This is a genomic window from Acinetobacter sp. 25-47-122 (assembly GCF_056779695.1).
Window position 1 is genome coordinate 13,240 of the sequence record NZ_JBWYIJ010000012.1, and the last position, 26,957, is coordinate 40,196.

Here is a 26,957-nt window from a genome sequence, read left to right on the forward strand (position 1 = left end):
TAATTTGGATCTTAAATAATTCAAATATCATGGAGTCGGCATGTCTACCTCACCCATCTATAATATAACTCCTATTACTTTTCGTTTAGATTTAAAAGATCCTTTCATCTTTACTGCTCATCATATTGATCACTACCCTGCCGGGAATGCTGAAATGGGACCAGTTCATCCTGCAATCAATCAAGAATTCAATATGTATTATGGCAGTGTTGTTCCTGGCTTTCCCGAACATCCTCACACGGGTTTTGAAACCATTACTTTAGTGGAACAAGGTTATGTCGATCATTTTGATTCCTTGGGTAATGGTGGACGATATGCTGCAGGCGATGTGCAATGGCTAAGTACAGGAAATGGTGTTGAACACTGTGAAATGTTCCCGTTAATTCATCAGGATCGAGAGAATCCTTTTGAATTATTTCAAATTTGGTTTAACTCATCTCCAGAACAAAAAAAACAACCTGCTGATTATAAAATGTTTTGGCGTGAACAAATTCCTCATGTGAAAGTGACTGATCACCAGTCTCGCAACATTGATATACGAGTTATTTCAGGACAATATCAAAATCAAAATGCATTAAGTCGCCCACCACACTCTTGGGCAGCTGCAGCAGAAAATAAAGTGAATATATACTTAATTACTTTAGAAGCTGGCGCACACCTTGAAATTGCAGCCACCACCGCGACCTCTACTCGATTTGCTTACTTCTATCAGGGTTCAACTTTAAATATTGCTGATTCAACCATTCAATTTAAACATCTTGTAGAGCTTAAAGCTGACACCGAAATTCAACTTGAAGCAGGTGATCAAGAAGCGAGAATCTTATGGTTAGAAGGTGAACCTATTGGAGCACCAGTTGCAATGCGAGGACCTTTTGTACTGAACAGCAAAGAAGAGCTTGATGTTGCATTCAAACGATATCGTGAGACCCATTTCGGTGACTGGCCTTGGCCAAGTGATGCTCCAACGTTTTCACGTGAAACACCCCGTTTTGCCAGCTATGAAGGTGGTAAACGCAAGGAGTATCCTGAACAAATGAGTTCAGATGGGGCTTAACAAGGTTTAAATATTACAGTATTCATCTTTGCCCAATGCTCGTTTAATATCCTGTTCAAAACGCGCATTGGGAAAAGGATAACGTTGAGGCAAATACAAGGTAAATCTTGTCAATGTAGGTGATAACTTTTCTACAGTTGCCTTATGAACATATTCACCACGTTCTGTTCGAGCAAATAGGGTTGCCATTTCAATATGCTCTTCAAGCTTATTTTCAGTAAAGACTAGGTCATCATCACGTGTGAAACCGATACATCGACGATATGCTTGTCTCAGATTTTGAAATACGCTGAGATAATCCAACTCGATTTCAGCACTTAAACCATTTTTATACGAGTTGGCAACCAAGGCCGCTTCAGTAGGTTCATTGGGCTGACTTAAATAATAATTTTGACATGCGGTGAGCTGACTGAAGGTGAATATGCTTAGCGCGATAATTAGACTTTGACGATACATTATTTTATTTGGATTTATTAGACTTATACCTGAATTGTAGCAAAGTCTAAGCCGTGATTTAATTCAGCTTTATACTTTTAATGTAATTGAACCATGCAACTGATCATCTTCACTGGAGTTCAAGCTTCAGGCAAATCAAGCTACTATCTTTTACATTTGGCGCATTCACATTTAAGAATTAACTTAGACATGCTAAAAACTCGCCATCGGGAAATCATGATCTTTGAAGCATGTCTAGCCTCTAAAACCAAAACGGTGATCGACAATACCAACCCAACCAAAGCAGACCGTGCTCGTTATATTCAACGTGCTAAATCAGCAGGCTTTGAAGTGATTTCATATTACTTTGAAACAGATTTGAAAAGTACGCTAGAACGTAATGGTCAACGAAGCGGTAAAGCCAATATTCCTGAAGTCGGTGTTCGAGCAACATATAAGAAGTTAGAAGTACCTGATTTTCAAGAAGGGTTTGATGGAATACATCATATTAAGATAAAAGGTGCAGGTGAATATCACCATTTAATTTTAGACTCCAAATAATAAAGCGACCCGAAGATCGCTTTATTTCAAAGACTCTATTGTTTCACCACCACTAATTTTTTTTGTACAAATTCATGAAAACCTAAATCTGCCAGTTCATGACCATAACCAGAATTCTTTACTCCACCAAATGGTAATTCTGGAGCAGTATCCGTTAACCAATTGATCCACACCATTCCTGTTTCAATTCTCGAAGCTAATTTTTTTGCACGCTCTATGTCTTGAGAGTGAATGACACCTCCAAGACCATAATTAGAGTCATTGGCGATTTCAACGATCTCATCCTCATTTTCCGCAACATAAATCTGAGCAACTGGCCCAAAGAATTCTTCGTACCAAGCTTCATTATCTCGACTAATATTTTCTAAAATTGTCGGCTCATAGAAATAACCATCATGTTCAATTGCTTTGCCACCGATAACCAAAGTTGCACCCTGCTGAACTGCTTTATCCACTTGTTTAATCAAGTTTTTAAGCGCACTTTCCGATGAGAGTGGTCCCAATGTGGTACTACGATCTAACGGGTCGCCAATTTTGAGTGCTTTAAATGCTTCAACCAAACCCGTTCTAAACTGATCAGCGATGTCTTTATGCAAAATAAATCGTTTTGCTGCAGTACACACCTGCCCTGTATTATTTACACGTGCTTTACAACCAATCTCAATCGCTTTGCTTAAGTCCGCATCATCCAACACGATAAAGACATCATTCCCACCCAATTCAAGCGTAGACTTTTTAATGTGTTTGCCTGCTTGCGCAGCGACCGCACTACCCGCTCCTTCTGAACCAGTTAATGCAACACCGCGCACACGTTTGTCTGCAATAATATCTGCGACTTGATCGGTATTGATAAATAGGTTGGTCCAAACACCTTTAGGCGCTCCTGCTTCTAATACGAGTTTTTCAAATGCTTCAGCACATTGTGGAACGATACCTGCATGTTTCGCCAATACAGGATTTCCAATACCACAGTTTGGTGCGAATACACGGACCAATTGATAAAATGGGAAATTCCATGGTTCAACAGCCATGATAATACCTAATGGATGATGCTCCACCCAAGCTTCGCCTAACTCAGTTTTATAGGGGACTGATTTCAGAAATTGTTCAGTATTTTTTGCATAGTACTCAGCAATTTGAGCACAGGATTCGATTTCACCTTCACTTTGTTCAATGAGCTTACCCATATCTAAAGTAATGAGCTTGGCTAATTCACTCTTTTTTTCTCTAAATAATGCTGCCAAACGTTGTAAAACTTTTACGCGCTCATCTACATTTTTTACCCAATCTGATTTAAGAATAGATTCGGCTGAATCCAAAGCACGATCAATATCTTGTTGTTGGTGTGATGGATATTCTTTGTATACAGTATTGGTAAATGGGTTAATGGATTGATAACTCATAATTCTTCCCTTCATGCCAATAAAAATTTACAGTTCAATGCTTTGTATTGATTTAAGCGTATTCATTGAAGTGCGCGTTAGCTGTGCAAACTCTAGATAAGCTCAAAGTGCTCAAAAATTTTGTTTACATCAATCAACTTAGCATTATTTTTATGCAACTCAGGCATCGTTTACAGTTTGGTGCAAATCGTTACGTAGTTCTTGGTAAAGTTATAAGTAGATGTACATAACTCCTACTGTTTAACTTCAACTAGTAAGACGGTGATCAACAATATCAATCAAAGTAGAACGTGCTGTTTTAAACTCAGCTTCTTAATAAGCAGTTTTGAAGTTGTTTCTTATTATTTTGAAACAGATTTAAATTGTACTTAACAGCGTAATAGCTACCTTGAAGGTAAAGCGAATATTCCTGACATGGAAGTTCGAGCGATTTATAAAAAGCTTGAAGTGCCAAGTTTAGATGAAGGGCTTGATCAGATTTTTAAGGTAAAGATTGTGGGGAATGGGGAGTTTACATACATCCCCATCTCACAAAGGAAATCTAATTTTTATTACATTTATTATCCTGACCCAAAGCTCTAATACGATCTTGCTCAATGCGCTTATGAAACAATTTTTGATTCAAAGCTGACATTTTTGTCGCATAATAAGTCATTTTTGTTGAATTCTCCCCCGTAGCTTCTAAAGTCGTTTTAAAGAAAAGCGCCCCATAAGGCAAATTACCCGTAAAAGTACCCATCTTTTTATCGCGATCTAAATATGAATTCACAGTTAATGAACCATTTACATCTTTGATTTCAACACATTGTTTATACGCCAGCTTTAAATTCGCATAGGCTTGAACATAATCTATCTCCAAATCGGTAATTACTCCTCCATTGATCGATTTGCTCATTAATTCCGTCTCAGATGTCGGATACATCATTCTGACACATCCCTGTAAACCAAGTATTGAAATCATAATGACTGTGAATGGAGTTTTAATAAACTTTGACACTTTTTAAATTCCCTATTGGTATATTTTCGATAATTTTCTTTTTAATAATGAAGTGTTCGGGTTCTACGACTTTAAAGCGATTATCTATTTCGTATTCTGCTATAAAAATTTGAGCATTTTGCCCTTTTTTCACATCTGCACCAATAACGTACTTCTTATCTTTTTCAAAATTTACTTCATCTATCTTTGTAAACCAACGTGAATTCCCAAGTCCATTTACAATAATTAAATCGTGCTTTCCAATTGGAATCCTTAAATCATATTGAGCATATTCTGTTATCCGAACATTGTTTGGATTAAACATTGTATTTTCGAATATTTTCACTGGATTGGAGTCAATTTCATAAACCATGAATGGGATAGGGGTAAACCGATCATTTGTTTGATATGAAGGACGTGGTAGAACTCTAATATATGCACTATTTTGCTCACCATAAAATTCTGATAGCTGATTTGAATAATTTTCAAGCTTCTCTGCTTTACTCAAATTTTTATCATCTACATGTAAATATCTATTTTTATCTGAAATAAGCGGTAACATGTCTACCTGCTTGCCATTTGGGGTCGTAGTGACAGAACAACCAAATAGCACAATAGGGATTGATATAGTAAATATAATCTTTTTAATCATGTCTTAAACCTAACTGCTATATAGAAAATTTATTTTTTTAACTATTAATAATCAAACATCTGTCATTTTTAAGAAGCTATCAAAACCAACCTGTACAATAAACATTCATAACAGATTTTCAATAAAGCGTTAAATGAATCACATCCTAAATAGATATATATAAAAAAACCACCCTTTCGGGTGGTTTTTCAATCTCGAACCGTCTCTTATTGAGCGCGGTTTTTGATTTTGCGGATGGTTTCCAACTGTGCAGCTGTTTCTGCAAGCGCAGCCAAAGCAGCAGCAGCGTCCAAATCGCTCTTTTGATTTGCTAACAAAGTTTCAGCATTTTTACGTGCTTCAACGATTGCAGCTTCATCTAAGTTTTCTGCACGGACTGCAGTATCTGCAAGAACCGTAACAACATGCGGTTGAACTTCAAGAACACCACCAGATACATAGATTAATTCTTCTGTACCATTCTCCAACTGAACGCGAATCGCGCCCGGTTGAAGTAAAGTTACTAGTGGAGCATGGCCAGGCATAATACCTAACTCACCACCAGCACCTTTAGCAATTAGCATAGTTACAGTGCCTGAGTACAAAGACTCTTTAACACTTACAACGTCACATTGCATAGTCGCCATGAGAACCTCCTAAATTAGGTAGCTAATTAAAGTTTCTCGGCTTTAGCAATAACTTCGTCAATACCACCAACCATATAGAACGCTTGTTCTGGGATGTGATCGTATTCACCAGCTAGAAGACCTTTAAAGCCACGAATAGTTTCTTTAAGCGGTACAAGTTTACCAGGAGCACCAGTAAACACTTCTGCTACGTGGAACGGTTGAGAGAAGAAACGTTGGATCTTACGTGCACGGTATACAGTAAGTTTGTCTTCTTCTGACAATTCGTCCATACCAAGAATTGCGATAATGTCTTTCAATTCTTTATAACGTTGAAGAACGTTTTGAACTGAACGAGCGATTTCGTAATGCTCAGTACCAACAACTAATGGATCTAATTGGCGTGAAGTAGAGTCAAGTGGATCGATCGCAGGGTAAATACCTTGTGAAGCGATGTCACGGCTCAATACAACTGTCGCATCCAAGTGAGCGAACGTAGTCGCTGGAGATGGATCCGTTAAGTCATCGGCAGGTACGTATACAGCTTGGATAGATGTAATCGAACCAGACTTAGTAGAAGTAATACGTTCTTGAAGAACACCCATCTCTTCTGCAAGTGTCGGTTGGTAACCTACTGCAGATGGCATACGACCTAGAAGTGCTGATACTTCAGTACCTGCTAGTGTATAACGGTAGATGTTGTCCACGAACAATAATACGTCACGGCCTTTACCGTTTTCGTCTTTTTGATCACGGAAATACTCAGCCATAGTAAGACCAGTTAACGCTACGCGTAAACGGTTACCTGGTGGCTCGTTCATCTGACCGTAAACCATTGCTACTTTGTCAAGAACGTTAGAGTCTTTCATCTCGTGATAGAAGTCATTACCTTCACGAGTACGCTCACCAACACCAGCGAATACAGATAAACCTGAGTGCGCTTTAGCGATGTTGTTGATCAACTCCATCATGTTTACAGTTTTACCAACACCGGCACCACCGAACAGACCAACTTTACCACCTTTCGCGAACGGGCAAAGTAAGTCAATGACTTTAATACCAGTTTCTAAAAGGTCAGTAGAAGCAGCTTGTTCTGCATAAGAAGGCGCTTGACGGTGAATCGGTAAACGCTCTTCAGTTGCAACAGGACCAGCTTCATCGATCGGGCGACCAAGAACGTCCATGATACGACCAAGCGTCGCTGGACCAACTGGTACAGAGATCGGAGCGTTTGTGTTAGTTACGTTCAAACCACGCTTAAGACCTTCTGTAGATCCCATCGCAATTGTACGTACAACGCCGTCACCAAGTTGTTGCTGAACTTCTAATGTAGTTTCAGTGCCATCAACCTGAAGAGCGTCATAGATCTTAGGAACACTGTTGCGTTCAAACTCGACGTCGATAACCGCGCCGATGATCTGAATGATACGACCGCTACTCATTGCTGTCTCCTCAATTCAAAATAATGTTAAACGGCAGCGGCACCACCAACGATCTCAGAAATTTCCTGAGTAATCGCGGCTTGACGCAGCTTGTTATAAATAAGTTGTAGGTTCTTGATCAATTCACCCGCGTTATCCGTTGCAGCTTTCATTGCAACCATACGAGCAGATTGCTCACACGCGATGTTTTCGATCACACCTTGGTATACCACAGACTCGATATAACGAACCAATAAACCATTTAAAAGCTCTTCAGCTTCTGGTTCATAGATATAATCCCAACCGTATTGGCGGTTAAGAGTCTTGTCATCTTCAGCAGCTGCTAAAGGAACAAGTTGTTCGATTTTTTGATTTTGAGTCATGGCATTCACAAAGCCGTTAGACACCAAATAAATGCGATCTAATTCGCCTTTATCGTATGCATCCAACATGACTTGTACAGAACCAGACAACTGTTCAAGACTTGGAGTGTCACCCACTTGAGTGGTTGCACCAAGTACTTTACCGCCGTAGTTTTTAAAAAACGAAACCGCTTTTTGACCAATCAAAGCAAATTGAACTTCAATTGACTGCTCTTGTTGCTGTTGAACGTGTTTTACCACTTTCTTGAACAAGTTAATGTTCAAACCACCAGCAAGACCGCGATCTGATGACACGATGATATAGCCAACGCGCTTAACTGGGCGTTCAACCATATAACGATGTTTATATTCAGGATTCGCTTGTACTAAATGAGCAATTACACGGTGCATATTTTCGGCATACGGACGGCCCTGAGCCATGCGCTCTTGCGCACGACGCATCTTAGAAGCTGCTACCATCTGCATCGCGCGAGTAATTTTCTGCGTGCTTTTGATACTAGCTACTTTGGCGCGAATTTCTTTTAAATTTGCCATACGCTTAACCTAGTATTCGAAGGCCCTTTCGAGCCCTCGAAGGTTGATTCCGTGAACCAAACCGACACTAAATTTCAACAGTTTGAAAATTAGTAAGTTTGAGTCGCTTTAAAGCTTTCAATACCAGCTTTGAATGCTGCTTCGATGTCTTTGTTCCAATCACCAGTTTCATCGATCTGTTGCATTAACGCAGCATGTTCAGAACGGAAGTAAGAAATTAATGCAGCATCAAAGTCTACAATTTTCTTCACTTCTACGTCAGCCATGTAGCCTTCGTTAGATGCATATACAGATACAGCTTGGTCAGCAATTGAATATGGAGCATATTGTTTTTGCTTCATTAATTCAGTTACACGTTGACCATGCTCAAGTTGCTTACGAGTTGCTTCATCAAGGTCAGAAGCGAACTGAGCAAACGCAGCCAATTCACGATATTGTGCTAAAGCAGTACGGATACCACCAGACAATTTTTTGATGATCTTAGTTTGAGCAGAACCACCAACACGAGATACAGAGATACCCGCGTTCACAGCAGGACGAATACCTGCGTTGAATAATGATGTTTCTAAGAAGATCTGACCATCAGTAATCGAAATTACGTTCGTTGGTACGAATGCAGATACGTCACCCGCTTGAGTTTCAATAATCGGTAATGCAGTTAATGAACCAGTTTGGCCTTTAACTTCACCGTTAGTGAATTTCTCAACATAGTCAGCAGATACACGAGAAGCACGTTCAAGTAGACGACTATGAAGATAGAATACGTCACCTGGGTAAGCTTCACGACCTGGTGGACGGCGTAAAAGCAATGAAATTTGACGATACGCAACTGCTTGTTTAGATAAGTCATCATAAATGATTAACGCATCTTCACCGCGGTCACGGAAGTATTCGCCCATTGTACAGCCAGAGTACGGAGCAAGGAAAAGCATTGCTGCTGGATCCGCTGCCGCTGCTGCTACAACAGTCGTATACGCCATAGCGCCAGTTTCTTCTAACTTACGTACAACGTTTGCGATAGTTGATTGTTTTTGACCAACTGCAACGTAGATACATTTAATGCCAGAATTCTTCTGTGCGATGATCGCATCGATCGCCATTGCTGTTTTACCAGTTTGACGGTCACCGATGATTAATTCACGTTGGCCACGACCAACTGGAATCATTGTATCAACTGATTTATAACCAGTTTGTACAGGCTCATCTACCGATTGACGCCAAATTACGCCTGGTGCAACTTTTTCAACTGCATCAGATAATTTTGCATCAATTGGGCCTTTACCATCAATTGGGTTACCCAAAGCATCTACTACACGGCCTAAAAGTTCTGGACCAACCGGAACTTCTAATACACGACCTGTACAACGAGCTTTTTGACCTTCTTGAAGGCTTAAGTAGTTACCTAAAACAACGACGCCCACTGAATCCTGTTCTAGGTTCAGTGCCATACCGTATAAGCCGCCGTCGAATTCGATCATTTCACCGTACATTGCATCAGCAAGGCCGTGAATACGCACAATACCGTCGGAAACCATAACAATGGTTCCTTCGTTCTTAGCGGTCGCGCTGGTGTCCAGATCGCCGATACGCTGTTTAATGAGCGCACTGATCTCGGATGGATTCAGTTGTTGCATTGCGCTATACCTCAATCTTTATTAAGTTCAGTCTTCTTTTTACGCAATTATGCAAGAAGACGAGTCCGCATTTTTTCAAGCTTATTAAGCGCAGAATCATCTATCACTTGGTCGCCTGCACGAATAACAACACCCGCGATTAACGCTGGGTTAACTTCTACTGAAACATTTACAGCTGCGTTGAAACGTTTCTCTAACGCAGATGCAAGTAATTGCTCTTGTTCAGCAGAAAGTGGTAATGCAGATTCAATCACAACATCTACCACATTGTTATTTTGTGATTTAAGAAGTTCGTACTCTGCTTCAATCTCAGGTAACAAAGTTAAACGATCATTTTCAGCCAAAAGTGTCAAAAAGTTAGACACTTCAGCAGTTTGATCTGCACCTAAAACCTTAGCAAATAAACTTACTTGCTCCACAGGAGTAAGCTCAGGGCGACTCAAGTAAGCGGAAAATGCTTCATCTTGCACCGCAGCACTAAGCACTTGTAACACATTTGACCAATTGTCAGTTGCACCTTGCTCAGAAGCGAAAGCAAATGCTGCTTTAGCGTACGGGCGTGCTAACGTCAAGAGTTCAGCCATAATCGCCTCGCTTAAAGTTTAGCAGCCAGCTGAGTAAGCATGGCATTGTGAGCTGCTTCATCAACTTGTTGGTTCAGAATTTTCTCTGCACCAGCAACAGCAAGAGCTGCAACTTGTTGACGTAATTCTTCACGAGCAGCATTGATCTCTGTGTCAACAGCTTCTTTCGCTTGTTGACGAATACGCTCACCTTCAGCAGATGCTTGAGTACGAGCTTCTTCAACCAATTGAGCCGCACGACGGTTCGCTTGTTCGATCAATTGAGCCGCTTGTGCTTTCGCTGCATCTAATTCAGCTTTAACTTGAGCTTGCGCATCTGCAAGATCAGCTTTCGCCTTTTCAGCTGCATTTAAGCCATCAGCAATTTTACGCTGACGCTCACTAATCGCATTGATTAGTGGAGGCCAAACGAATTTCATACAGAATGCGACAAAGATCGCAAACGCAATCGCTTGACCAAACAGAGTATAGTTAATATTCATTGCTATTCCTCAAATAGTTGATTTCGGAATTTAGCTAATTAACCTACTAGGCCGATGAACGGATTTGCAAAGATAATGAACAAACCAATACCAACACCGATCATAGGCACAGCATCAAGAAGACCCGCGATTAAGAACATACGAGTTTGAAGTTGTGGAGCCAATTCTGGTTGACGAGCAACAGCTTCAAGGAAGCGACCACCTAAAAGACCAAAACCGATCGCAGTACCTAAAGCACCGAACGCGATTAAAAGAGCAGCTGCAACAGCAGATAAGCCAACTACTAAATCCATGAAAAAATCCTCAGAGGTTGAGTTTAAATCAAACAAAAAAACTTTAGCCCAACTACATAGTGTAGTCGAGCAAATATTAATTAATGCTTCTCGCTAGCCATACTCATATACACGATCGTTAACATCATGAAGATGAATGCTTGTAACGTGATAACAAGAATATGGAAGATTGCCCAAGGCACAGACAACGCCCATTGAATCCAGAACGGTAATAATGCGATCAAAATGAAGATCAATTCACCCGCATACATGTTACCGAACAAACGGAGAGCCAATGAAATTGGACGCGCGATAAAAGTTACTAATTCAAGAAGAATATTTACTGGAATTAATAATGCTTTTAAAAATGGGTTACTTGGATTGAATGGGTTAAGCGCAAATTCTGCACCGAAACCGACAAGACCTTTTTCACGGATACTATAGAAAATAGTTAACGCAAATACTGATAACGCCATACCAAGGGTTACGTTAGGGTCAGTAGATGGAACGATCTTGAAGTAAACATGATGCGGGTCGATACCGAATAGCCCACCAATTATGTGTTGAGCTGTATAAGGAATCCAGTCAACAGGGATAAGGTCCATCAAGTTCATGAGGAAAATCCACACGAAGATGGTAAGAGCTAGAGGCGCGATTAAACGTGATTTACCATGAAAGGTATCACGAACACTTGAGTCAACAAACTCAACGATCATTTCAATTGCAGCCTGGAACTTGGTCGGAACACCAGAGTTTGCAGCTTTCGCTACTAACCAGAACAACAAACAGAAAATGACGCCAAGGCCGATTGACCAACCCATAGAATCCAAGTGAATAGCAGTGAACCCCATCTCTTTCGCTTCTTCAGCAGTCTCAGCTAACTTCCACGTACCATCTGGTGCTTTACCATAGGTCATGTTCGTTAAGTGATGCTGAATATACTCAGACGAGGTAAGGGTATGTTCTTCAGCAGCCATAAATCACACCTGGTTAATGTCAAATACAAATTAGAGTTAACGAATATCGCGTGCTGCTTGATATCTCGTTAAACATCTAAAAAACTTTTCAATTTTTCGTTGCAATTCAACTCATTTTGATAGACGCGACGCCCAAAAAGGTGCGACCCACGACATGGTCTGAACGAGTATGAAACCACAAAACAATGCGACCGCTGACAACGGTTTCACATTGATTAAAATCAAAATGAAGCCAACAATCACAATTCCAAACTTACCGAGCAACCCCCGATACATATTCGATAGAACCTGTTTCGAAGCTCTTGCACCTGCAGCTCTGAACGACTGCCATGAAAAATAACAACTGGCTAGCCAACATACGAATGCACCTAATGCTGCACTCAAAGCCGCAGTCGAGTCTTTCAAGACCCACGCTATCAAGGCTGAAACAGGTATCATACATGCTTGCAAGATGACTAAAGCTTTCGCTAATCGTCGGTCAATCAAGCGACTAGTTCGGCTCATTTATTATCCACTCACAGCAATAATGCTTGACAAGTTTAGCTGATGATTATTTTTAATCGCAGGCATTATAGAGTTACACCCCTGAACATGCAATCTTTTCCCGACCTAAGTCTGGTATTTTTAGATCGTTTATTGCTGAGCACTTATACAATTATCGGCTGTTTTTACATCACTTTTGTGCTTTTTCTACACATGCACGTACTTGTATCGCTAGAGTCTGCCATGCTGTTATAAAATTCTGGTGTTTAGCAAAACTCTCATCAACTGCGAGAAAATTCACATGACCTAGAGACTTATATTGATTCTTATTAGCTACAGTTTCAGCCAAAAGACACATCTTTTGCTGAGGGCGATGGTCTTTTAAATATTTGATTTGAGCAATTGTAGGTGCCATATGTGGGTCTTCTGTCATCGCACCAGCGAATTTTAGCAACAGCACACGCTCCAAGTATTGGTATGCATCATGTAATGACCAATACGGCTGAACACCATGATTGAGTTTTACACTTTGTGAGGTTTTCAGCATCTCATGTGCAAAAAGTTTAGCATTACTCCAATACTTGTCTTTAAACTCAGGTTGTTGTTGTGAGCGTAATGCCGCTATAAAAAAGCCAATACGAACTGCATTATTTGGTTCTAACCATACATGAGTATCGACAGTTCCTTTTACTACGTCCCCTCGACTATTTCTAAGCGGCAATGTTTGCAATATTCCTGTATTCAATAAGGCAACTGCTTTAGAGTTTTTCGCCAAAATACTCTCTAATGGCGCTTCATGCGCTTTACCAAGCCAAATAACCAATCCTGCATCTTGAATTAATTTGCGGTGCGCAGGGGTCAGATGAACATCATGCCCTGTTTGATTTTCTAGCAACAATTTTGGTTCTTCAATACCTTGAGTGATTTCTTTTGCAATCAAATACACTGGGTGTGTCGAAACCACCAAGGGTGCTTGTGCCCAAGCCAAGGTTGTGAATAATGCTGTAAAGCATAGTGCTAGCAGACGCAACATGAAATTAATTACCACTCGAATTTTGACGTTATAATATAACAAACAGTTAAAAATGCCTATGCTGTTCGTAAGTTGCAAGGTCTCATGATACTATTTATGAGATATCCCCTTCCCTTTTCGAAGTCTTGAGGTCAGTCCATGAGCGCATGTTCACACGAACATCATGATACTTTACACGGTGTGCATGATCACCCGAATGTTGAAGCTCGTTTATTAGAAGCTGAAGCAAGCTGCGCTGCTTCAGGCGCTAAATTGACTCCGCTTCGCAAAGAAGTTTTAGAGTTAATTTTAACGGCCTCAGGGCCTATGGGCGCTTATGACTTGTTGGCGAAATTAAAAGGTAATGCTGAACGTCCAGCAGCACCTCCAACTGTTTACCGCACCCTCGATTTTTTGCTCGAAAAAGGTTTTATTCATCGTTTAACTTCAATTAATGCCTATATTCCATGTTGCCATCCTCGTGCTGGACATCAAGCCGCTTTTCTCATTTGCTCTAAATGCAATACAGTGAAAGAGGCTTCAGCTCTTGGTTTGATTCAACAACTTGATCAATTGGCTTCGTCTGATCATTTTCAGGCTCAACATAGCATTATTGAGATTTCAGGATTATGTCAGCAGTGCTCTCAGTAAGTTCTGCATTGCCATTAATTGAACTGCAGCAAATTAATGTGCGAATTGATGAAAGAGACATTTTAAAGAATGTTGACTTTCAGATTCATGACAAAGAAATTATTACCCTCATTGGCCCCAATGGGGCGGGTAAATCTACGCTTATCAAAGTGATTCTTGGAATTGTGAAGGCCAACTCTGGTCAAATTAAACATCATAAAGCCTTAAAGCTTGCTTACGTCCCTCAAAAGTTCAATCCATCCCACAGCTTGCCACTTCGAGTGAAAGATTTACTTGATTTAGAAAAGTGTGATCTTGCGATTAAACAAGAAATTATTCGAGATACTGGGATCATAAAATTACAAGATTCGAAAGTCCAACAGCTGTCTGGTGGGGAACGCCAGCGTGTACTTTTAGCACGCGCTCTACTGCGTCAACCCAACTTATTGGTACTCGATGAACCGATGCAAGGTTTAGATATTCAATCTGAAGCTGAACTTTATGATTATGTTCGAAGTCTACCTGAGCGCTACGGTTGCTCGATCTTAATCGTCTCTCATGATTTGCAGTGGGTGATGCAAGGTACACAGCGTGTGGTATGCCTCAATAAACATATATGTTGTAGCGGTTTGCCTGAAAATATTCAACAAGACCCTGAGTATCAAGCTATTTTCGGCACTAATCGAGTGTTCTACCAACATCATCACGATCATTGTGCACATGGTGATACAGCAACGCCATGTCAACACGATCCTCGTCCCCATATTCATCCAGAACCGGAAGCTTAGATCATGATGGAATGGTTACAACTTCTATTACCCGCATGGATTATGGGAACATTATTAGTGTTTCTAACTGCACCGCTCGGTTGTCTTATGTTATGGCGCCGTATGTCATTCTTTGCAGACACAATGGCGCATGGAACTCTCTTGGGTGTGGCGATTGCTGGCTTACTCACCCTCCCCTTATGGATAGGGGTTACGTTTACCGCGTTACTCTTGGTCGCAGTCCTTTGGGTATTGCATGATCCTCGCCTGCCCAACGATGCATTACTTGCGTTATGTTCAGCAACGCTGCTTTGCTCAGGACTATTGGTCATCCAACACCTCCCTGCGCTAAGACCTGAGTTGCTGAGTTATTTATTTGGCGATCTTTTAACAATATCTTGGTCCGACTTACCGACATTTGCAGTGGTGATTGTCATTGCACTCTCTGTGCTCTATAAAAGTTGGCAATCTCAAATTCAAATTGCGATTGATCCTGATATTGCGGTAAGTGAAGGTGTTAATGCGAAATGGCAGCGCCTTATTTTTATGCTGCTTCTTGCCTTATTTACAGTACTAGCGTTACGTGCAGTAGGTTCATTACTCATGGGTGCTTTATTGGTTATACCTGCATTAACCGCAAGACTTTTAGCACATTCACCTAAACACATGGTGCTATGGTCTTTTATTGTGGCTCAAGTTGGTGTGACTGTGGGCTTATGGTCGAGTGCAGGTTTAAATATTGCGACAGGTTTAAGCATTGTATTAACCATGGCAATCGTATTTGCTGTGATTTTTATCATTCAAAAATTTAAAAAAATAGCCTGATTTATTTGGGCTATTCATTAATCTTGCTTCTTTATAAAATATTTATGAAGACAGAGAAAGATATAACAAGAGAATAAAAAAACCACCATAACCAATAAATTAATGAGGCCTTTTATCCATATCACATGCCAAAAGCCAAAAAAGGTCTCAGGCATAAACCAATATTCAACAATATAGAAAGGCAACCATTCGAATAGTAAACCGATTGCAGCCGTGATAAATAAGACCACATTGATCCACATCAAATAAACCATTTGTTTGAAAAACATCTTATATTGCGAAGTATCATCCACAATCATTTTTTTTATAAGGGTGGTGATCAAAATTAAAATCACTGTAAGACCAAATGTGGCGCATATGCCAACACCCGCGCCCCACATCACAAACTTGATCCATTCCCACACACTTTCAGGCTGTAAATAAAAATACGCCCAAATATAGGGAGTTAAAATTAAGCCGCCCCCCAACAGAATAGTCAAAATTAAGATTATAATTTTCAGTAAAATAACCCTCAATCGTTATTTTATTGTGTCTTATTGATGCACTAAACTCAATAAAAAAGCCGCACCTGCAAATAAACCTGCAAAGGTACGATTCATCACTTTTTGCTGACGAGGTGATTTAAGTAAACGCAATACCTTCGCTGCAAGACCTGTATATCCAGCCATAACGATAAGATCGATAACAATCATCGTACAAGCCATGATGAGGTATTGTGGCCATTGAGGCTTTGAAAGATCCAGAAACTGTGGCAACACTGCCAATAAGAAGACAATTGCTTTTGGATTACTCATATTGACAAAGAAACCGCTGATTACTAGCTTCATCGCTGACTTTTGCTTTAAATCAGTCTGAATTTCGATGGACTGCACTGGGGCTTTCCACTGTAAATATGCCAAATATAATAAATACCCAACCCCAAACCATTTGACGATCAAAAATGCCAAAGGTGTCGTAGCAAATAGTACGCCTGCTCCCGCAGCGACAACTCCAATTTGAACCAAAAGTGCAAGTTGCAGACCAATTGCATTCCAATAGCCTCGTTTGAATCCATAATTCAAACCACTAGACATAGATGCAATAGCACCTGCACCAGGCGAAATACTAATAACCCAACATGCAAGCATGTAGGCAAACCACATTTGATATGACATAACGATTTGGGAGATTTATTTTGATGAGATTATATGACAATTCGACTTTTTTAAGATTTAAAATTTGAATGTTTTTTTAAACGTCTGTCTGTTCAGCACTATGATGATCAGGCACAATGTGATCAGCAAAATTAGGATATTATAATTTCAGGAGCCATGAATGACTTCCCAATCCGTAATCTTACCATTACCCTCAGATCATGCTCGCTTTATCACTTTACGTTTAAAAGATTTATCAATAGATCAACTAAAAGAAAAACTTGAAGATCTCTTTACGACTCGTGATCGCTTAATTACTCAACATCCTCATGCTCAAATTAAAACTGCGGTGGCTTTTGGACCAGAACTTTGGTCACAACTTTACCCTCACCAACCAGAAGGTTTTAAACAGCTTGAACCAATTCAAGGCTCTTTCACCATGCCTGTGGTCCCTGCTGATGTTTTAATCCATATCGCAGCACAGCGTACTGATATTTGCTTTGCCTTAAGCCAAGCTTTTTTTGAAGGAATTCAGGATTTGGTTGAGGTTTTAGATGAGCGCGTGTGCTTCCGAAATTTTGATGGTCGAGATTTAACTGGTTTTATTGATGGCACCGAAAATCCTCAATTTCCAGATGATCGTGCTGAAACAGCTTTATTAGGTGAAGATGCAGGAATTTTCACTGATGGCTCATTCGTTTTTGCTCAACGTTATCGTCATGATTTAGATAAATGGAAAAAACTTAAAGTTGATGCACAAGAGCAAGTGATTGGGCGCACCAAACTCGAAAGCATTGAGCTTGATGACGATGTTAAACCTGACAATGCACATGTGGCTCGCACCGTTGTTGAAGATGATGAAGGTGAGGAACTTGAAATTCTTCGCCATTCTTTGCCATATGGGGATGGACGTGGTGATCAAGGTTTGTATTTTATCGCTTATACGAAAGATTTAACCCGTATTGATCGCATGCTGACACGTATGTTTGGAACTAGTGGCGATGGTATTCATGACCGTTTATTGCACTTTGTTGCGCCTTTAGATGGAGCTTATTATTTCGCCCCAAGTGAAGAGTTACTAAAAAAGGTATTGGAAGGTTAAACAATAGAAAGCCGACGAGAGTCGGCTTTTTTATGGAGCATTTGAATTTCTGATATCCTGTGTAATCTTACAGGTGTTTGCGTTTTTAAAAAGAAAAATCATTTTTTTCTTATCAGTGATTGGACTCGTATGATCTTAACCATTCAAAGGTAAAACAATTGAGCAAAAGAGTACTAGTCTTTTAATATTTATTATCTTTGAAGCGCTTAATTGTAGCTAAAATTCTTATAATCAAGCACACCCTTCCATTAGAGTAAGGTTTTCATTACCAATGCTAATTGAAGTAATAACTTTATCTTCGACATCGTAACGAGTGCCGACTTTTTTTGATGCATCATTCCAAAAGATCAGTGCATAATCACCTGACTCTCCGTAAGGATTTTTGATTTTTTGTAATAGTTTTGATTCATGTTTAGTGTAAATTTTTTCCTCAGTATCATTTACTTTAATGCCAGTATACGAACTAACATTTTTGTCTTTTGTAGAGATAACCGATATTTTATCATTAATAATTTGAAATTGGACATCAGTCTCTGATCCATTATTCGCAAAATAACATTCGTCAATTCTGCTGTCTTCAATCTCATGTAATTTATAGGATGATGCTTTATCATTTATCTTCAATCCAACATAACTATCCTCAGAAAACCTACTTTGGCTTGATGTAACTGCATCAACTTTTTTATTAATTGAACAAGCGGTTATTATTAATGTAACAGTCAAAAATAAGATCAAAAGAGGTCTTTTTCTAGTACTTAGCATCATTATACTTCCTCAACTAAAGGTGAAAAACTATGAAGATGGACATGATTATGATGTCCACTCCATGATTTAGAGTGCGGTAATAGTTTATTACCTTTAACTTTAACAGGGTTTGAGCCAAATAACTTATACCCAAATTTATACAATTCATTTACGAATGCAACGTTTTTATCCCAGTCAAAATGCTTATGGGAGGTATAAGTCTTCTCCGTCATATGCCTATTATTAATTGCAATATATCTGAAATCACCATTTTCACCATTAAGGTGAGAAACACTCTCTCCTGGTGAACCATCCTTACAGCTAAATCCAGAACCAGTATATTCAGCATACCCTAGACTACACATTGCACCCAAAACTGCCGAAAGTGCAAGCCCAGATATATAATATCGACCGTCATCACTTATAATTGACCATTTATAACCAATACTTCCTTTTCTATATTGACTATGCTCTCTTTGATCTATTAGATACACCGAGCCATTACCTTTTACACCTTTTGAGGACCATCTTGGGGCCACATTGAATTTAGATTTTCCTAAATTATGTGCGGTTCCATTAGCCTCATAGTAAATAAATTCAGCAAAACCCGTAGCAGCTTTATTTTCACGCTTTATCTTACCATCATGATAAATATGATAGCGCGTTGTATCACTTGTAGGTGGAGACTGATTGCTTACTGTAGTTAAAGGTTTACCACCGTTTTCTGTATGCGTATTTTGTTGTATTGCTTTCGGTGTTTCCTGCTTTACTTCAGCTTGTTTAGTTTGAGTTGTTGTATTATTTGGTTGTGATCCTGAATTTGTTTGTTGATTATTAGGTTTAGTTTGAGTTGTAGTATTTTGTTTAGAAAGTTTTTCAAAACCTTCATTTATTCGAAATATTCGCGATGTATTACCATATATCGCCCTTACTTTAATAAAAGACTTACTACTAGTACCAAATCCATATACAAAGCCAACTAGCATTTTTACAGAAACTTCACCTAATGCATTAGTTTTTTTAGGAATCTCCCGCCCTCTATAAAATAATGTTATTGGTAAATTCGGCACCAATCTATTGTCTTTTTTTACAATTATTTTGAAAGCTTGAACTGGTAACTTAATTTTAACTGTCTGATTAGACAAAGTTTGTTCGACTTTAAAGTGATGTATTTTTTGATTTCCTACTTCACCTGAAACTGAAACTTCTATGTCTTGTCCAACTTCAGCAATAATACCTTGCTTAATACCTTGATCATTCGCTGTATGTTTTTTCTTATTTTCTTTATATGTAAGAAAAAAATTCATATTAGAGATTGGTTTCCCTGTATCACCCTCTACAATTTGAATATTGAAACTAATATCTTTGTTATTTTCAGCAGCTCCTTCATGCTTAGCTTCAGATTGATTTTTCTCATTTCTTACTTGTTGAGGTGTTTTATCTGGTTGAGGTTTAGGCTGAGGAGTACTATTTTGCTCTAAGGTTGCTGGAAATTTTGAAACTTCAAAATCCTTTAAAATTGCACGTTGTTTTTGGTCAGCTTTCTGAATAATAGGATTTGACTCTTTGCCATCAGCCACAATTTTAATTTCAGTTGATGGATGCCTAACAATGACAGGAAGATATCCATTTTCATCGCTTTTTATTTTAACTTTGGTCTCACCAGAAAAACTTTTTCCAGAATATTTTGAGACAATTGTAACTTCCTTATCTGGTAATACATTATCATTTTTATCCTTCAAATTTATATATATTTTCCGATTACAGCACTGCTCCAGATCAAAGCCACCAAAGTCTTGAATATATTTCTTAATATGTGTTCCATTACCATCCGTTTGTTTTTCACCAGAAAATTTTGAAAACCCTAAAAAAGCACCCAAACCTCCTATACCAACCAAATGCATCCCAGCAATTGCTCCAGACTCATTGACTTCAACGCCTTGAATCGTTCTACCAAAATGCTCATTTAAATTATTATTTCTTATTTGTTTACATAAATAACCAATCCATTCTTTGATAACCTCATACTGAACCTTAGGATTATTTAAAAAATCAGATTTGGAATTTATATTTCTTTTACCTGACCACTTACCCGACCAATTATTAGAGTCAAATTGACTCTTCCAACTATTGTGTAAAGCAGATCCCCTTCTTGCATCTTTAATATCATCATAGGAAATTCCTTTATCCCCTAAATAATACCCCAGCTCATACAGAGCAGACTCTCCCCATTGAAATAGGCCCAAATAACCTGCCTCGTTTACTTTTCTTGCACACCTTATATTGACTGGATTGCTTAATGGCAAAGACAAATCTGATGAAGATTCTTTAAAACTTACAGCTTGAATAAAACCCTCCAAATTTGTTTCAAACGTTCTAGTTGTCCCATCTTTAAAAGTTATTGTTTTTTTCATTCTTATTACTCTTTATACCAATCATTTGGTTTGTATTTTTGCATACTTACAGATGTATTATTTTTTAAATAAGTATTGAGTATAAATTTCAAATTTGTGTCCGCCCCCTCTTGAGCACAACTTACCTCCACTGATTGATCTTTACTATTCACTTTTCTAAAATATGCAAAAGCATTTTTGTCATCGTAAATTAGCCAAATATTGTGCCCATATTCTTTGTACTCTGAATTGTAAATATTAAACTGTTTTTTATTGTATGATACTTTTTGACACTGCCCTGTTGACATCCATTGTGTATTAGTTGTTTTGAGATTTAAATTATTTACTACTTTGAAGCGATTCAAACTATTTTTACTTTTACCAAAATCCCAGATATGATCACATTCAACTTCTTCTAATACCGTGATCTTTTTTATTGGTTGATTCCAATAATTCATACACTCTTTCGAACTTTCAGCATATAGTGTTGGGCTACTTAAGCACACGAAAATAGTCATTATTTTTTTTAGTTTTTTCATAAATCCACCTTAAAGTCCAAAACTGTTGAAATCAGCTTCTAAATCACTTTCATCGTTAAATTCTTCACCATGATAGTCATGATCATCTTCATCATGCCCTCCACAACATGCTTCATCTGAACTATCACTTTGATCTTGAGTAAATTCTTCCTCAATTAGAAGCAACTTATCTGATTCATCTTCAGATTTACCCAATAGTACTATTTCAACATTATCAGGGTTCTCACTAAAGATTCTCTCTGTGCGAGCATTTTCATCAAGAAAACCTATATATTCTGTCTTTTTATCATGATTAACGACTTTATATTTATAGCCATTCTTTAAAAGTTCTTTTGAAATTAGTTCACTAAAATCAAATCTTCTACTAAATATCCCACTCTCAGGCATCTTAGGTAATTGCGCATTTACAGTTGCTCCACCCGTAAACAAATGTTGCCCTGCCTTACTCTCAAATTTTCCACCCGTCGTGCTAAATACTCCACTAGCATTAATCTTGAGTTGCGAGCCACCTGCGGTCAGTACAATTTCTTTAGGGCTGGTAATTTCAATTTTATCTTCGGTTGAAATAAGCTTAATCACCTTACGTGCAATTGCTTCAATCGCATCATCTTGCGCTTGTAATTCAACTTTACCCTTAGCTGCGAACGCTCGAAATCCTTTCTGTGCAGCAAACAAACTGATCTTGTCTTGAGCATGCCCCACAATGTTTTTTTGCGCACTTAAATTAATTGAACCCTGTGCACTCTCCGCAATATCTTGTGATGCTTGAAGAATAATGTCCTCAGGCGTTGTTAATGCAATCCCATTCGGTGAAGCCAAAAGCATGAGTGCCTGTCTAAATAAACGTCCTTGCTCTTGTTTTTTTTGATCAGAACTATTTTCTAATCCTTGAGTATATCCCTCCATAAAACCTGTCAGTGTGCTTAAGGCTTTTACTGGATTAATATCATCTTTTTTGTTTGCACCACCAAAACTAGTGCATAACACCAGTTGATCTTCCACATTCAAGTCAACGCTCGAAATTGCTTTACTCACATCTTGAAGTGCTTGAAATGGGTTATCTTTAATCCCATTTTTAATACTTTCAAATTTCCTCTTTATCGCCTCAGAACCATATTCTTGTACGTTATCAATAAATTCCTTGAGATTATCAACCGCTTCTTGAGCATGCTCAAAGTAACTATTAAACTCATCTACAATACCAGCAGCATTACCACCTAAAGTACCAATATCCTTAATAAAGCCACCACAATCTTTCAATGCATTTACTGGATCCTTCGCTATTCCCTCTTTAAATAAACTCACTGTAGACTGCAAAGCTTGAGCACTACTTTTGATTTCTAATGATTGAATAAATTTAGGTAATCTACTAATTACATTTAATGCATCCGATTGTTGTTTTACTGCAATCTCACTGAGCATTTTCATACTCTGCTCACTCTGACTCAACAGAGATTGAGCCTGTGTAGCTTCAAGATGATCAGCAATTGCTTTTTCTTGTGCATAAGTCGTAATGAGCATTCCTTTCCCTGCACGAACAGCACCATAGGCATCAGTTCTCAGCTCAAATCCTTCTCCACGTCCATCACTTTTTTCCTTATCCTTAGGATGACTCAAATTACCCAAATTCAATTGAGTTGCCGCATGACTACTTTGCAACTGAGTACTAATTTGTCCTGTCGTATCATCAAATCGGAGTTGGTTAAATCCAGAACCACCAACTTCTGCCGTGCGAATTCCACTGAGTTTTTTTGTATCAGGTAACTGCCCCTTAACATCAAACATGGTTTGATGACGTTCAGCCTCATGTAAACGCCCAACAACGAAAGGTCGATCAACATTTCCATCAAAGAAGTCAATGACTACAATTTCACCTATACGTGGATGGAATCTTGATCCATAACCCTCCCCAGCCCAAGAGGTTAAAACATCAACCCATGCAGAGTCTGTATCATTATCATTCGCCCCTGCCCCACCATCATGTTGATGGTCATCATTACGTGTAAATACGAAGCGAACCTTAATACGTCCCCATTGATCCACATAGATCGTTTCACCTTCAGGTCCAACCACTTTTGCCCGTTGAGGATAAGCAACTGGACGATGTTTCAATGGATCATATTCTGGAACAATAGGTATAGCTCGGCGCACTAAACTCAGTTCTGTAGATAAACGCTCATCTGTTTTTGTCTTTTTCCAACGACTTAAATCAATTAATGTTTCAATTTGATTATTTAAATCTTTAGGTAAATTATTTTGATTAAAAAAATGTTTTCCTAAAATAATAAATTGGCGATCTGCCCCTTGATGTTGATCTATTTCTGGATGACCCATAAATTCAAACCAATACCCAACATTGGCATCTCGAACGCTACTCACCGCAGTAAAGTATTTAGCCTGCAAATCTTGGTATTGATTGAGTTGTGTATTCAGTTTTTGCAGTTGTGAATTGTTTGATGGAGTGGCTTGATCTTCACCTTTTAAATCAGCAATCCAAGCAGGACTCACAGTCCATGCTTGTTCTAGACTTAAGGTTTCATTGTCCAACTGGTCACTATGTTGATGAGCACTGAGTTGATAATCATCTTGATCTTGCGCAAGTATATCGCCCTGCCAACGTTGTACCTGAATTGCTGTAGATTGTATTGAGCGTTGAGCAATAAAGCTGGTAATCGTATCAAAACGTTCTGTTGCATGACTGCGATGGAATCTGAGCGTGCGTCGATCTAAAGGCTCGTACTGACTATTTTCATCTATTAGCCTTAATTTTTGTGATTGAATTTCTTTCGCTGAGAATGGCACAGTTTGATCTGTCTCATCAATCAACCAATTAATGCCTTCACTCCGCCATAAGCGTGTTAGAAAATCATAGTCTGATTCGTTGGCTTGCATCACAAATGGACGTATATCATATGATGCTTTTAAACCCGCCGTTGACAGACTCAAAGCGGCACTAAATAACACGCTTTTCGTCTGCCACTCTTTAAAAATAATCTCAGTGATATCAACCACGGATTTGTTCATAAATACGCGACTGTTACGGCGTTTGTGCCAAAGTGAAGTTGCATCTTCAACAGTCAACTTATATAAGGTCAATGCTCCATCACTTTGACCTTGGCTCACCCCTGTCACAATCCCAGTAGTCCGAGCTAATTTTCCAAGATCCGTAACTTGATCGACAGCCACTAAACAACCAATGAATTGCTTAAGTTGTAAATGCGCATTCGTCGATAAGCATAATACTTCAGCTTTTAAGCCTTGATTAATAAAGTGTTGACCCTGAATTCGTTGAATGAAAACTTGGCTATCTAATATTGGATTAGAAAATTTAATATGTAAGACGCGCTTTTGCGGGCTAAGACCCAAGCCTTCTATAATTGAATTGATATTATTGAGCATAGAATGATTAAAGCTATTATTATGATTTTTGAAAATTGTAGCGTATTCCGCTCAATCTTGCTTTTAAATATTGTAATTATTCTAAACAAAAAATAGGAACCAACGCATTGATTCCTATTTATTTCCAATGAATTTATATTGAAAATTCAAGTTTTTTTAAAATGGAATTCGCTTATAACGGCGATATTCAGGCTTCCAGAAATTATCTTCAATACTTTTTTCGATCAGCTCATCACTCAATGGCAAAGCAACACCATCCTCAATTGCCGCTTTTGCAACCTTAAACGCGATGATTCGGGAGACTTTCTGCAAATCATTAAGATCAGGAAGTAAGTCGTCGTCAGGGTTTTGCAATTTTGGAGAGCAATCTGCTAACGCCATACTTGATGCCATCAGCATATTGTCTGTAACACGCGTTGCCTGCACAGCAATCACCCCTAAGCCAATCCCTGGGAAAATATAAGAGTTATTACACTGAGAAATATTGTGTAGCTTATCTTGATAATTAACAGGCATAAATGGACTACCAGTTGCAATCAAAGCGCGACCGTCCGTCCACTGAATAATATCTGCTGGTACAGCTTCTACACGCGACGTTGGATTCGACAATGGTAATACAATAGGATGCTCGCAATTGGATGCCATAGTTCGAATAATTTCTTCAGTGAATAAACCCGGTTGTCCAGAGACACCAATTAACACAGTCGGGTGTGCATTTTTTACAACATCTAGCAATGAAATGATGCCTTCCGCATCAGCCCACGCGGATACATTTTCTGAACTTTGAACCAGTTTACGCTGAAAATCTAAAAGATTTGGTTGATTATCGGTCAATAACCCAAAACGATCGACCATATAAATTCGTGATCTTGCCTCAGCATCACTCAAACCTTCAGCCACCATTTGCGCAATGATTTGCTCAGCGATACCACAGCCCGCTGAACCAGCACCAAGGAATGCCACTTTCTGGTCACTTAATTGTTTTCCTGCAGCTCGACTTGCTGCGATTAAGCTACCGACTGCAACAGCAGCAGTGCCTTGAATATCATCATTAAAACAACAATATTGATTACGATATTTTTCCAGCAATGGCATTGCATTTTTCTGAGCAAAATCTTCAAATTGAATCAAAGCTTTTGGCCAACGGCGTTTAATCGCACGAAGTACGTCATCCACAAAGTCATAGTATTCATCGCCACTAATACGAGGCTGATTCCAACCTAAATAAATTGGATCATTTAGCAACTGTGCATTATTGGTTCCTACATCCAATGTAATGGGTAATGTATAAGCTGGGCTAATACCACCACATGCGGTATAGAGAGATAATTTTCCGATTGGAATTCCCATCCCACCAATCCCTTGGTCACCTAAACCAAGAATGCGTTCACCATCTGTGATTACAATGACTTTGACGTTGTTCTTATTCACATTTTGTAAAATATCGTCGATGTTGGCACGATCAGGATATGAAATAAATACACCACGATGACGGCGGTAAATATCAGAAAATCGTTGACAAGCCTCACCTACCGTTGGGGTATAAATAATCGGCATCATTTCTGATAAATGATTTTCTATGAGATGATAAAACAAAGTCTCATTGGTGTCTTGTATATTTCTCAGATAAATATGCTTATTAATGTCGTCATGAAATGACGTAAATTGTTGATATGAACGTTGGTGTTGCTCTTCAATCGTTTCAATCACATGAGGCAGCAAACCGTTTAGATTAAAACTTGCTCGCTCCTCCTCAGTAAACGCAGAGCCTTTATTAAGGAGAGGTAGTTCAAGCAAAGTAAAGCCAGCATAAGGGGTATAAAGAGGGTGTTTTACTTCAGTGTGTTCAGTTGTCATCTCTAATCTCATGGATCAGGCCTAAATTCAGACCCTTTTCATTTCATTTTTACCATTTATTTAAGAAATAGCTTAAGCCGAAATGAAGACAAATGTATAT

Annotated in this window: 26 protein-coding genes; 6 read left to right on the forward strand and 20 right to left on the reverse strand. The window is 38.8% G+C overall.

What is annotated here, in order from left to right; genetic code table 11:
* Nucleotides 1-40 precede the first annotated feature (40 nt).
* Nucleotides 41-1,054, forward strand: a complete 1,014-nt coding sequence (locus AC1M9P_RS11715; protein ID WP_481587703.1) for a pirin family protein — start codon at nt 41-43, stop codon at nt 1,052-1,054.
* Nucleotides 1,055-1,060: 6 nt separating this feature from the next.
* Here the strand turns inward: AC1M9P_RS11715 and AC1M9P_RS11720 are convergent, their stop codons facing one another.
* A complete protein-coding gene (locus tag AC1M9P_RS11720) occupies nt 1,061-1,510 on the reverse strand; it encodes a hypothetical protein (RefSeq protein ID WP_481587704.1) in 450 nt (149 codons plus the stop codon).
* 93 nt (nt 1,511-1,603) lie between these two features.
* Between AC1M9P_RS11720 and AC1M9P_RS11725 the strand changes: the two genes are divergently transcribed.
* Nucleotides 1,604-2,050: an AAA family ATPase gene (locus tag AC1M9P_RS11725; RefSeq protein WP_481587705.1), complete on the forward strand. Its 447-nt coding sequence runs from the start codon at nt 1,604-1,606 to the stop codon at nt 2,048-2,050.
* Between the two features lie 35 nt (nt 2,051-2,085).
* Here the strand turns inward: AC1M9P_RS11725 and AC1M9P_RS11730 are convergent, their stop codons facing one another.
* The 13 genes from AC1M9P_RS11730 to AC1M9P_RS11790 all read right to left on the reverse strand — a co-directional run bounded on the left by AC1M9P_RS11730 (nt 2,086) and on the right by AC1M9P_RS11790 (nt 13,489).
* Complete coding sequence (locus AC1M9P_RS11730; protein WP_481587706.1) at nt 2,086-3,453, reverse strand: NAD-dependent succinate-semialdehyde dehydrogenase; 1,368 nt, start codon at nt 3,451-3,453, stop codon at nt 2,086-2,088.
* A 541-nt stretch (nt 3,454-3,994) separates the two neighbouring features.
* Nucleotides 3,995-4,378: a hypothetical protein gene (locus tag AC1M9P_RS11735; RefSeq protein ID WP_481587707.1), complete on the reverse strand. Its 384-nt coding sequence runs from the start codon at nt 4,376-4,378 to the stop codon at nt 3,995-3,997.
* 55 nt (nt 4,379-4,433) lie between these two features.
* Nucleotides 4,434-5,081, reverse strand: a complete 648-nt coding sequence (locus tag AC1M9P_RS11740) for a hypothetical protein (RefSeq protein WP_481587708.1) — start codon at nt 5,079-5,081, stop codon at nt 4,434-4,436.
* A gap of 206 nt (nt 5,082-5,287) precedes the next feature.
* A complete protein-coding gene (locus AC1M9P_RS11745) occupies nt 5,288-5,707 on the reverse strand; it encodes a F0F1 ATP synthase subunit epsilon (RefSeq protein ID WP_035268205.1) in 420 nt (139 codons plus the stop codon).
* 26 nt (nt 5,708-5,733) lie between these two features.
* Nucleotides 5,734-7,128 carry a F0F1 ATP synthase subunit beta gene (gene atpD, locus AC1M9P_RS11750; RefSeq protein ID WP_035268203.1) on the reverse strand — a complete coding sequence of 465 codons (1,395 nt, stop codon included), beginning with the start codon at nt 7,126-7,128 and terminating at the stop codon, nt 5,734-5,736.
* A gap of 26 nt (nt 7,129-7,154) precedes the next feature.
* Entirely contained in the window at nt 7,155-8,024 is an 870-nt protein-coding gene (gene atpG / locus AC1M9P_RS11755) for a F0F1 ATP synthase subunit gamma (protein ID WP_035268202.1), read from the reverse strand.
* 89 nt (nt 8,025-8,113) lie between these two features.
* Nucleotides 8,114-9,658 carry a F0F1 ATP synthase subunit alpha gene (gene atpA / locus AC1M9P_RS11760; RefSeq protein WP_035268197.1) on the reverse strand — a complete coding sequence of 515 codons (1,545 nt, stop codon included), beginning with the start codon at nt 9,656-9,658 and terminating at the stop codon, nt 8,114-8,116.
* Between the two features lie 47 nt (nt 9,659-9,705).
* Nucleotides 9,706-10,242: a F0F1 ATP synthase subunit delta gene (locus tag AC1M9P_RS11765; protein ID WP_035268194.1), complete on the reverse strand. Its 537-nt coding sequence runs from the start codon at nt 10,240-10,242 to the stop codon at nt 9,706-9,708.
* Between the two features lie 11 nt (nt 10,243-10,253).
* A complete protein-coding gene (locus AC1M9P_RS11770; RefSeq protein ID WP_035268191.1) occupies nt 10,254-10,724 on the reverse strand; it encodes a F0F1 ATP synthase subunit B in 471 nt (156 codons plus the stop codon).
* A gap of 38 nt (nt 10,725-10,762) precedes the next feature.
* Entirely contained in the window at nt 10,763-11,017 is a 255-nt protein-coding gene (gene atpE, locus AC1M9P_RS11775) for a F0F1 ATP synthase subunit C (protein WP_035268188.1), read from the reverse strand.
* Between the two features lie 80 nt (nt 11,018-11,097).
* Nucleotides 11,098-11,973, reverse strand: a complete 876-nt coding sequence (atpB, locus tag AC1M9P_RS11780; protein WP_035268181.1) for a F0F1 ATP synthase subunit A — start codon at nt 11,971-11,973, stop codon at nt 11,098-11,100.
* Between the two features lie 111 nt (nt 11,974-12,084).
* A complete protein-coding gene (locus AC1M9P_RS11785; RefSeq protein WP_035268179.1) occupies nt 12,085-12,477 on the reverse strand; it encodes an ATP synthase subunit I in 393 nt (130 codons plus the stop codon).
* Nucleotides 12,478-12,646: 169 nt separating this feature from the next.
* Nucleotides 12,647-13,489 carry a metal ABC transporter solute-binding protein, Zn/Mn family gene (locus AC1M9P_RS11790; protein ID WP_481587709.1) on the reverse strand — a complete coding sequence of 281 codons (843 nt, stop codon included), beginning with the start codon at nt 13,487-13,489 and terminating at the stop codon, nt 12,647-12,649.
* Nucleotides 13,490-13,627: 138 nt separating this feature from the next.
* Here AC1M9P_RS11790 and AC1M9P_RS11795 point away from each other — a divergent pair, with 138 nt between their 5' ends.
* From AC1M9P_RS11795 to znuB, 3 genes are read left to right on the forward strand one after another with little or no spacing between them, the layout of a single operon-like run.
* Complete coding sequence (locus AC1M9P_RS11795; RefSeq protein WP_035268172.1) at nt 13,628-14,119, forward strand: transcriptional repressor; 492 nt, start codon at nt 13,628-13,630, stop codon at nt 14,117-14,119.
* Nucleotides 14,098-14,886, forward strand: coding sequence for a zinc ABC transporter ATP-binding protein ZnuC (gene znuC / locus AC1M9P_RS11800; protein WP_035268168.1), 789 nt, complete (start codon nt 14,098-14,100; stop codon nt 14,884-14,886). The genes AC1M9P_RS11795 and znuC overlap by 22 nt, the downstream gene beginning before the upstream one ends.
* Before the next feature lie 3 nt (nt 14,887-14,889).
* Nucleotides 14,890-15,690 (forward strand): zinc ABC transporter permease subunit ZnuB, encoded by an 801-nt coding sequence (gene znuB / locus AC1M9P_RS11805; RefSeq protein WP_481587710.1) that lies wholly within the window; start codon nt 14,890-14,892, stop codon nt 15,688-15,690.
* A gap of 533 nt (nt 15,691-16,223) precedes the next feature.
* Here znuB and AC1M9P_RS11810 read toward each other — a convergent pair.
* The gene (locus AC1M9P_RS11810; protein WP_481587711.1) at nt 16,224-16,844 is read right to left on the reverse strand and encodes a LysE family transporter; all 621 of its coding nucleotides are present in this window, start codon (nt 16,842-16,844) and stop codon (nt 16,224-16,226) included.
* A 160-nt stretch (nt 16,845-17,004) separates the two neighbouring features.
* Between AC1M9P_RS11810 and AC1M9P_RS11815 the strand changes: the two genes are divergently transcribed.
* A complete protein-coding gene (locus AC1M9P_RS11815; RefSeq protein ID WP_481587712.1) occupies nt 17,005-17,925 on the forward strand; it encodes a Dyp-type peroxidase in 921 nt (306 codons plus the stop codon).
* A gap of 231 nt (nt 17,926-18,156) precedes the next feature.
* Here the strand turns inward: AC1M9P_RS11815 and AC1M9P_RS11820 are convergent, their stop codons facing one another.
* The 5 genes from AC1M9P_RS11820 to AC1M9P_RS11840 all read right to left on the reverse strand — a co-directional run bounded on the left by AC1M9P_RS11820 (nt 18,157) and on the right by AC1M9P_RS11840 (nt 26,857).
* On the reverse strand, nt 18,157-18,690 hold the full coding sequence (locus tag AC1M9P_RS11820) for a hypothetical protein (protein WP_481587713.1): 534 nt from the start codon (nt 18,688-18,690) through the stop codon (nt 18,157-18,159).
* Nucleotides 18,690-21,083: a hypothetical protein gene (locus AC1M9P_RS11825; protein ID WP_481587714.1), complete on the reverse strand. Its 2,394-nt coding sequence runs from the start codon at nt 21,081-21,083 to the stop codon at nt 18,690-18,692. Before AC1M9P_RS11825 ends, AC1M9P_RS11820 begins: the two co-directional genes overlap by 1 nt.
* A 5-nt stretch (nt 21,084-21,088) precedes the next feature.
* On the reverse strand, nt 21,089-21,601 hold the full coding sequence (locus AC1M9P_RS11830; protein WP_481587715.1) for a hypothetical protein: 513 nt from the start codon (nt 21,599-21,601) through the stop codon (nt 21,089-21,091).
* 9 nt (nt 21,602-21,610) lie between these two features.
* Nucleotides 21,611-25,000: a type VI secretion system Vgr family protein gene (locus AC1M9P_RS11835; RefSeq protein WP_481587716.1), complete on the reverse strand. Its 3,390-nt coding sequence runs from the start codon at nt 24,998-25,000 to the stop codon at nt 21,611-21,613.
* Between the two features lie 156 nt (nt 25,001-25,156).
* Nucleotides 25,157-26,857 (reverse strand): NAD-dependent malic enzyme, encoded by a 1,701-nt coding sequence (locus tag AC1M9P_RS11840; RefSeq protein WP_481587763.1) that lies wholly within the window; start codon nt 26,855-26,857, stop codon nt 25,157-25,159.
* Between the last annotated feature and the right edge of the window lie 100 nt (nt 26,858-26,957).

Excerpts from the sequence above, each read along its gene's own strand:
- AC1M9P_RS11790 (WP_481587709.1), bottom strand. The coding sequence starts at position 13,489 with ATGTTGCGTCTGCTAGCACTATGCTTTACAGCATTATTCACAACCTTG.
- AC1M9P_RS11785 (WP_035268179.1), bottom strand. The coding sequence starts at position 12,477 with ATGAGCCGAACTAGTCGCTTGATTGACCGACGATTAGCGAAAGCTTTA.
- atpD (WP_035268203.1), bottom strand. The coding sequence starts at position 7,128 with ATGAGTAGCGGTCGTATCATTCAGATCATCGGCGCGGTTATCGACGTC.
- AC1M9P_RS11715 (WP_481587703.1), top strand. The coding sequence starts at position 41 with ATGTCTACCTCACCCATCTATAATATAACTCCTATTACTTTTCGTTTA.
- AC1M9P_RS11725 (WP_481587705.1), top strand. The coding sequence starts at position 1,604 with ATGCAACTGATCATCTTCACTGGAGTTCAAGCTTCAGGCAAATCAAGC.
- znuB (WP_481587710.1), top strand. The coding sequence starts at position 14,890 with ATGATGGAATGGTTACAACTTCTATTACCCGCATGGATTATGGGAACA.
- atpE (WP_035268188.1), bottom strand. The coding sequence starts at position 11,017 with ATGGATTTAGTAGTTGGCTTATCTGCTGTTGCAGCTGCTCTTTTAATC.
- AC1M9P_RS11730 (WP_481587706.1), bottom strand. The coding sequence starts at position 3,453 with ATGAGTTATCAATCCATTAACCCATTTACCAATACTGTATACAAAGAA.
- AC1M9P_RS11840 (WP_481587763.1), bottom strand. The coding sequence starts at position 26,857 with ATGACAACTGAACACACTGAAGTAAAACACCCTCTTTATACCCCTTAT.
- AC1M9P_RS11835 (WP_481587716.1), bottom strand. The coding sequence starts at position 25,000 with ATGCTCAATAATATCAATTCAATTATAGAAGGCTTGGGTCTTAGCCCG.
- AC1M9P_RS11825 (WP_481587714.1), bottom strand. The coding sequence starts at position 21,083 with ATGAAAAAAACAATAACTTTTAAAGATGGGACAACTAGAACGTTTGAA.
- AC1M9P_RS11720 (WP_481587704.1), bottom strand. The coding sequence starts at position 1,510 with ATGTATCGTCAAAGTCTAATTATCGCGCTAAGCATATTCACCTTCAGT.
- AC1M9P_RS11735 (WP_481587707.1), bottom strand. The coding sequence starts at position 4,378 with ATGATGTATCCGACATCTGAGACGGAATTAATGAGCAAATCGATCAAT.
- AC1M9P_RS11820 (WP_481587713.1), bottom strand. The coding sequence starts at position 18,690 with ATGATGCTAAGTACTAGAAAAAGACCTCTTTTGATCTTATTTTTGACT.
- AC1M9P_RS11830 (WP_481587715.1), bottom strand. The coding sequence starts at position 21,601 with ATGAAAAAACTAAAAAAAATAATGACTATTTTCGTGTGCTTAAGTAGC.
- AC1M9P_RS11815 (WP_481587712.1), top strand. The coding sequence starts at position 17,005 with ATGACTTCCCAATCCGTAATCTTACCATTACCCTCAGATCATGCTCGC.
- AC1M9P_RS11740 (WP_481587708.1), bottom strand. The coding sequence starts at position 5,081 with ATGATTAAAAAGATTATATTTACTATATCAATCCCTATTGTGCTATTT.
- AC1M9P_RS11810 (WP_481587711.1), bottom strand. The coding sequence starts at position 16,844 with ATGTCATATCAAATGTGGTTTGCCTACATGCTTGCATGTTGGGTTATT.
- atpA (WP_035268197.1), bottom strand. The coding sequence starts at position 9,658 with ATGCAACAACTGAATCCATCCGAGATCAGTGCGCTCATTAAACAGCGT.
- AC1M9P_RS11770 (WP_035268191.1), bottom strand. The coding sequence starts at position 10,724 with ATGAATATTAACTATACTCTGTTTGGTCAAGCGATTGCGTTTGCGATC.
- AC1M9P_RS11795 (WP_035268172.1), top strand. The coding sequence starts at position 13,628 with ATGAGCGCATGTTCACACGAACATCATGATACTTTACACGGTGTGCAT.
- atpB (WP_035268181.1), bottom strand. The coding sequence starts at position 11,973 with ATGGCTGCTGAAGAACATACCCTTACCTCGTCTGAGTATATTCAGCAT.
- znuC (WP_035268168.1), top strand. The coding sequence starts at position 14,098 with ATGTCAGCAGTGCTCTCAGTAAGTTCTGCATTGCCATTAATTGAACTG.
- AC1M9P_RS11765 (WP_035268194.1), bottom strand. The coding sequence starts at position 10,242 with ATGGCTGAACTCTTGACGTTAGCACGCCCGTACGCTAAAGCAGCATTT.
- atpG (WP_035268202.1), bottom strand. The coding sequence starts at position 8,024 with ATGGCAAATTTAAAAGAAATTCGCGCCAAAGTAGCTAGTATCAAAAGC.
- AC1M9P_RS11745 (WP_035268205.1), bottom strand. The coding sequence starts at position 5,707 with ATGGCGACTATGCAATGTGACGTTGTAAGTGTTAAAGAGTCTTTGTAC.